General features: G+C 43.1%; 5 protein-coding genes and 2 pseudogenes. 4 read left to right on the forward strand and 3 right to left on the reverse strand.

Translation table 11 applies throughout. The annotated features are described in order from the left end of the window. Positions 1 to 478: pseudogene (locus AAFP14_RS26585) on the reverse strand (hypothetical protein); the annotation flags it as partial. Between the two features lie 207 nt (positions 479 to 685). Between AAFP14_RS26585 and AAFP14_RS26590 the strand changes: the two are divergent. Beyond that, positions 686 to 1,423 carry a phosphatase PAP2 family protein gene (locus AAFP14_RS26590; RefSeq protein ID WP_341735148.1) on the forward strand — a complete coding sequence of 246 codons (738 nt, stop codon included), beginning with the start codon at positions 686 to 688 and terminating at the stop codon, positions 1,421 to 1,423. On the opposite strand, the gene AAFP14_RS26595 is transcribed toward AAFP14_RS26590, so the two are convergent. Further along, positions 1,424 to 2,305, reverse strand: coding sequence for an aspartoacylase (locus AAFP14_RS26595; protein WP_341735149.1), 882 nt, complete (start codon positions 2,303 to 2,305; stop codon positions 1,424 to 1,426). Between the two features lie 185 nt (positions 2,306 to 2,490). On the opposite strand from AAFP14_RS26595, the gene AAFP14_RS26600 reads away from it, so the two are divergent. After that, positions 2,491 to 3,003 (forward strand): dihydrofolate reductase family protein, encoded by a 513-nt coding sequence (locus tag AAFP14_RS26600; RefSeq protein WP_341735150.1) that lies wholly within the window; start codon positions 2,491 to 2,493, stop codon positions 3,001 to 3,003. Positions 3,004 to 3,083: 80 nt separating this feature from the next. After that, positions 3,084 to 3,326, forward strand: a complete 243-nt coding sequence (locus tag AAFP14_RS26605) for a hypothetical protein (protein ID WP_341735151.1) — start codon at positions 3,084 to 3,086, stop codon at positions 3,324 to 3,326. A gap of 46 nt (positions 3,327 to 3,372) precedes the next feature. Here AAFP14_RS26605 and AAFP14_RS26610 read toward each other — a convergent pair. Next, a pseudogene (locus AAFP14_RS26610) lies at positions 3,373 to 3,720 on the reverse strand (MgtC/SapB family protein); the annotation flags it as partial. 117 nt (positions 3,721 to 3,837) lie between these two features. On the opposite strand from AAFP14_RS26610, the gene AAFP14_RS26615 reads away from it, so the two are divergent. Then, a complete protein-coding gene (locus AAFP14_RS26615) occupies positions 3,838 to 5,028 on the forward strand; it encodes an RNA-guided endonuclease InsQ/TnpB family protein (protein WP_341735152.1) in 1,191 nt (396 codons plus the stop codon). Positions 5,029 to 5,109 lie beyond the last annotated feature (81 nt).

The following is a 5,109-nucleotide window of genomic DNA, read 5'->3' on the forward strand; positions in this document are numbered from 1 at the left end:
AAACAAAGTCGGGATAGGGCATTGCCACGACTCGCTTTCGGACACAGAGAGAAGGTAAGACCACTTGTGGCACATCTCCGTGAAGTGTCAAGAATCCCCGCGCGTTCACGCCGGGGAGTATGTCAACTACCACACCGTCTCGCACCCGCAAAACTTTGCCGGCGGCGGAGGCGATAACTGGGACTCCTTTTGCCATTGCTTTGGCGTCGGGAATGCCGAAGTCCGTACCATCGTGGCCGTTGTAGGTTTGGCGTCCGCACCCAAAATCAACGGCGGCTGGGATCGGATCGCGATCGAAATACTGCAAAATAAAGCAATCTTTGCCCAGGGTACAGTCGATGGGTTGACCAAATTGTGGGATGTTGGGCTTTTGGGCCACTGCGGTGGAGACTAGATTTTGGGCGATGGTGTTGGCTGTGACTAGGGATGTATTGACTGCGTTTTGGGCACCACAGCTAGAGATATTTGTCAACCCCAAAGCCAGGAAAATTGCCGAAATCTGTTTGTTTGAGTAAAGTCATTGGTCGATGGCTGCTAAAAGCTGAGGTGGGTAGTCCCAGAAAATCAATTAATGCTTCAAAATATAGTCGATCGGGAATATAGACGGTCGATCGGGTATTTTCGTTTCCTAGATTTGTTGTATTATTGTCTGTCTGGGATTAGTGATTTTTAAGTAGTTAAATGAATGCGCTCTAGAATTCGATCGCTGATTTCAATCATTCGATTAGCCGGACTTGCTATCGCCACTTTGTCGCTGTGGGGATTTGCCACCCTCGCCAAGGAAGTTCTGGAAAAAGAAACTTATGCTTTCGATACCTCTATCTTACTCACTCTGAAGGAACTGCACACTCCACTGCGCGATCGAATAATGATCGGCTTTACATTTTTGGGAGAGCCGAATTTGTTACTAGCGGTGTGTGTGAGTTTGGTGATTATTTTGTGGGCTCAGCAACATCGCTCGGAAGCCACAACTATTGCGCTGGCTGGTGCGGGCGCAGTGGGTTTAAACCTACTGTTAAAAAAAGTTTTTGCTCGCGCTCGCCCTCAACTTTGGGAACGCGCAGTTGACGTGAGATTTTACAGTTTTCCTAGCGGACACGCGATGGTGTCAATGGTTATTTATGGTTTGCTAGGATATTTTTTGGGCTCTCGCTTTCCCAAGCAGCGCTGGTGGATTTACATTTTAACAATTTTATTAGTTTCTGTTATTGGCTTGAGTCGGCTTTATCTAGGAGTTCACTGGCCCACAGATATTATTGCGGGGTATACTGCTGGTTTGGTGTGGCTGATAGCCTGCATTATGAGTCTGGAAGTATGGAAACAATCTCGCTCATCATTTCCTGAGTCTCAAGAAGAATTTTTATCCCCAGATTCTTCTCAAGAAATGACCGATGAGCCATCACCCCTAACTCATAACAAATAACTAATAACCAACCATTTGCTTTTGAGTTAAATACATCGCAATCCCTTTTTCATAGTAAGCAGCTTCGTTAATAAATACTGGATATACCGTCGATTTACCTTCGTATACAATCTCATCGCCCTCAAAGGTCAAAAACATCGGCTCCCCTGGATGCAGCGGTTGATAATCTCTGAATTGCAATCGAGGATGAATCATTGCCTGAATTTCTCCCAACTCATTTCTGGGATAGTCGATAGTCTGAATTTTTTGATAAAGGGTCAGGGGTTTTTTGGCGGTAGAAATGTTACCCTGATTATATGCTTCTACATAGTCTAAAATTGTGCCGATAATTTCCTCAGTTTGCTCAAATAAACTGGCATCCAATATCCCTTGAGCCACGGGACCAACTTCCAGGGTAAATCCTAACGGGGAAATCGATCGCAACACAGAGCTATCTTGATTGTGCTTTCCCGAAACCAGTACCTTAATCTGGGGATCGACAGATGTTAAATGAGCAGTTAACTCCAGATTAAAGGGATGCTGGCTATCCAGAATAAATGTGATACCCATGTTGGCGGTGGTATTGTGCAAATCGATAATTAAATCAGGATTATCCGTATTGTTGGAGCCCAACATTTGGTAGATTTCTTTGGCTCGTAGTGCTTCGTAAGTCGAGAGATGATAATTTTCTAAATCCTGTCGTAAAAAACAACGATTGAGGTCGATATCGATGTAACGTTTGCCAATTTTGCACGCTTTGGGATTGGCTAGCATGGCAACAGTTTTAAAATTCGAGCGTGCTATTAAATTCGGCGATCGCTCAAATTTATTCACTAGGTAAATTCCTGTGAGTTCGTTGCCGTGGGTTCCTCCAATAACTGCAACACGGTTAATTTTTTTCATAAAAAATTAGCTTCCTTTTTCAAATGCCACTTTTGGGCTAGTAATTTCGATTAAAATAAAGAACGTATTTATCTCTATATTAACTTATCTGGTAGTAGATGTGCAATATTTTGTTAATCACAGGGACGTTATGGTGTGGAAGAACACAAAACCGCTATAATATTTATATAGAGTTCGGTATAGTCATGCGTAAAATTATACTATTCATTGCATCTAGTTTAGACGGTTATATCGCCAGACCCCAGGGCGAGATTGACTGGCTGTTTACTGACCAAAACTATGGTTATACTGATTTTTTAAATAGCATCGATACAATTATCATGGGGCGAAAGACTTACGACCAAGTTCTAACTTTTGGCGAGTATCCCTATCAGGAAAAAAAGAGTTATGTTTTAACTAAGAATATTAATTTTCAACCACAACATGATGTCACTCCCGTAGCAGATATAGATAATCTTGTCAAGGAGTTGCGGCGGCTTGATGGCAAAAATATTTGGTTAGTTGGAGGCTCTCTAGTGATTCGCGATTTTCTGGAAAAAAAATTGATAAACGAGCTGATTCTTTCGGTCCATCCGATTGTTTTGGGCGAAGGTATTCCTTTGTTTGCCGCTCCCACAACTGCTACAGATTTGCAGCTAACTGGATGTCAAACCTACAGTTCTGGTCTTGTACAGTTATCCTACGATGTTGTAGGATAGAGGTGATGCCCTAGCATAGAGAGTGAATCGTGAAATGTGTTGCCTTTGTCATTTTATTAATACTATTTTTCTGGGTCGCGTTGCCAGCTAAGGCATCTGTCTGCCGCAATTACAACGGACAGCAGATTTGTATTGTCGAGCTAAAACGTAGCGCCAAAAACTATTGGGAATACAGAGCAATTTTGAGTATTGATGGAGTAAAAAAGCCTAGGGAGGTTTACAACTGTCGCAGTCGCAGCACTGTGAAAAAAGATGGTAAAGTTGTGCCGTTTGGCAAAAAAGATCCTGGTCAAATGATATGCAGTTTTTTTCACAACCAATAGACACCTATAACCCGAAAAACTGGTTTTTTTTAGATAGGTATCATAGCTATTTGTGGCGTTCTAGTTTTTTAATAAACCTCAGAACAAACAGCGATAGTAAAGCGCCTATTAAGGCAAGTTCCCACAAGCCACAGCCTGCCGCAGTCCCCAAAGCTGCGGACACCCAAATAGCGGCCGCAGAGGTGAGTCCGTGAACTTCTACTTCGCCTATTTCCTGTTTAGATTGTCGCAGGATTTCTCCCCCTCCCAAAAAGCCAACCCCGGCGGCAATACCTTGAATTAGACGCTTTATAGCATCTCGTACATTTTCATTTTTACCAAGTGCTAAGGGGATTAAAACAAACAGTGCAGAACCCATACTGACTAACATATGTGTTCTCAAACCTGCTGGTTTGTGTCGGAGTTGACCAAAAAAATGGGATACAAGCCCCGTCCTTCGCTTGACGGCTTTTCTTGATTTCTAATATATTCTTTGATATTATTTAGTTGCAGACCAATTCTAGCACAAGCAATGAAAGCAAGATATCGCTACAGATTTTACCCAAGCAGCCAACAGCAGCATAGCCTAGCTCAAATGTTCGGCTGTGTGCGCGTAGTCTGGAACGATGCTCTTGCCCTGTGCAAACAGTCTGACAAGAAACCAAGTTCGGCAGATTTGCAAAAAATCGTCATTACCCAAGCCAAGAATACTGAAGAAAGGGCTTGGCTAGGGGATGTGTCGTGCATCCCACTACAACAATCAGTTGCCGATTTAGATGCTGCTTTTAAGAACTTTTTCAACTCATGCAAAGGAAAGAGAAAGGGGTCTAAGGTCGGATATCCTAAGTTCAAAAAAAGAACCAACAGCCAGTCGGCACGTTTTCGGGTTGGCGGATTTTCAATCAAAGGTGATGGAGTTTATTTAGCCAAGATTAGAATTGTCAATCCCATCAGGTCGAGAAAGCTACCATCTGAACCTAGTTCGGTCACGGTAATTAAGGACTGTGCAAACCGCTATTTCCTGAGCTTTGTTGTAGAGATTCAACCAATTCAGACTGAAGCTAAAAACCCCAGCATCGGTATCGACTTAGGGATTAAAACCTTTGCGGTGATGAGCAATGGCGAAAAAGCCGAAAGTCCTAGCTATAAAAAGCTAGACCGGAAAGTTTGTAAATTACAACGCAAGTTGGCTCGTCAACCAAAAGATTCCAAAAGACGGAATGTGACTCGCATGAGAATTGCCAAGTTGCACAATCAGATTGGTGACAGCCGAAAAGACTTTCTGCACAAACTGTCAACCAAAGTAATCAACGAAAACCAAGTGATTGTTTTGGAAGATTTAAACGTTTCCGGCCTGGTCAAGAATCGGAAACTTTCGAGGGCTATTAGCCAGCAAGGATGGTACGAATTCCGAAGGCTTTGCGAGGCTAAATCAGAGAAGTTTGGCAGAGAGTTTAAGGTCATCAGCCGATGGGAACCTACTAGCCAGATATGTTCAGACTGTGGGTTTAAGTGGGGTAAAATCGATTTATCTATCCGCTCGGTACTTTGCTTAAGTTGCGGCACCGAGCAAGATAGAGATGAAAATGCAGCTAGGAATATAGCTCAAGTCGGGATGGGAAATCGCCACGACTTTAAACGGGCGCAGAGGGACTGTGAGACTACCTCGGTAGCAAGACAAGCTTCGGCTTCAAACCTCCAGAATTTGGATAAGCCACTTTAAACAATTTAGAGCCTTCCAGGTATCCCGGTGGTTTGGGCTTAAAATGCAATTGAGCTTTAACATACAAATCTCTTAATTCTT

This window comes from Microcoleus sp. EPA2, assembly GCA_020882975.1.
Classification (GTDB): Bacteria; Cyanobacteriota; Cyanobacteriia; order Cyanobacteriales; family Microcoleaceae; genus Microcoleus.

Excerpts from the sequence above, each read along its gene's own strand:
- AAFP14_RS26600 (WP_341735150.1), top strand. The coding sequence starts at position 2,491 with ATGCGTAAAATTATACTATTCATTGCATCTAGTTTAGACGGTTATATC.
- AAFP14_RS26590 (WP_341735148.1), top strand. The coding sequence starts at position 686 with ATGCGCTCTAGAATTCGATCGCTGATTTCAATCATTCGATTAGCCGGA.
- AAFP14_RS26595 (WP_341735149.1), bottom strand. The coding sequence starts at position 2,305 with ATGAAAAAAATTAACCGTGTTGCAGTTATTGGAGGAACCCACGGCAAC.
- AAFP14_RS26615 (WP_341735152.1), top strand. The coding sequence starts at position 3,838 with ATGAAAGCAAGATATCGCTACAGATTTTACCCAAGCAGCCAACAGCAG.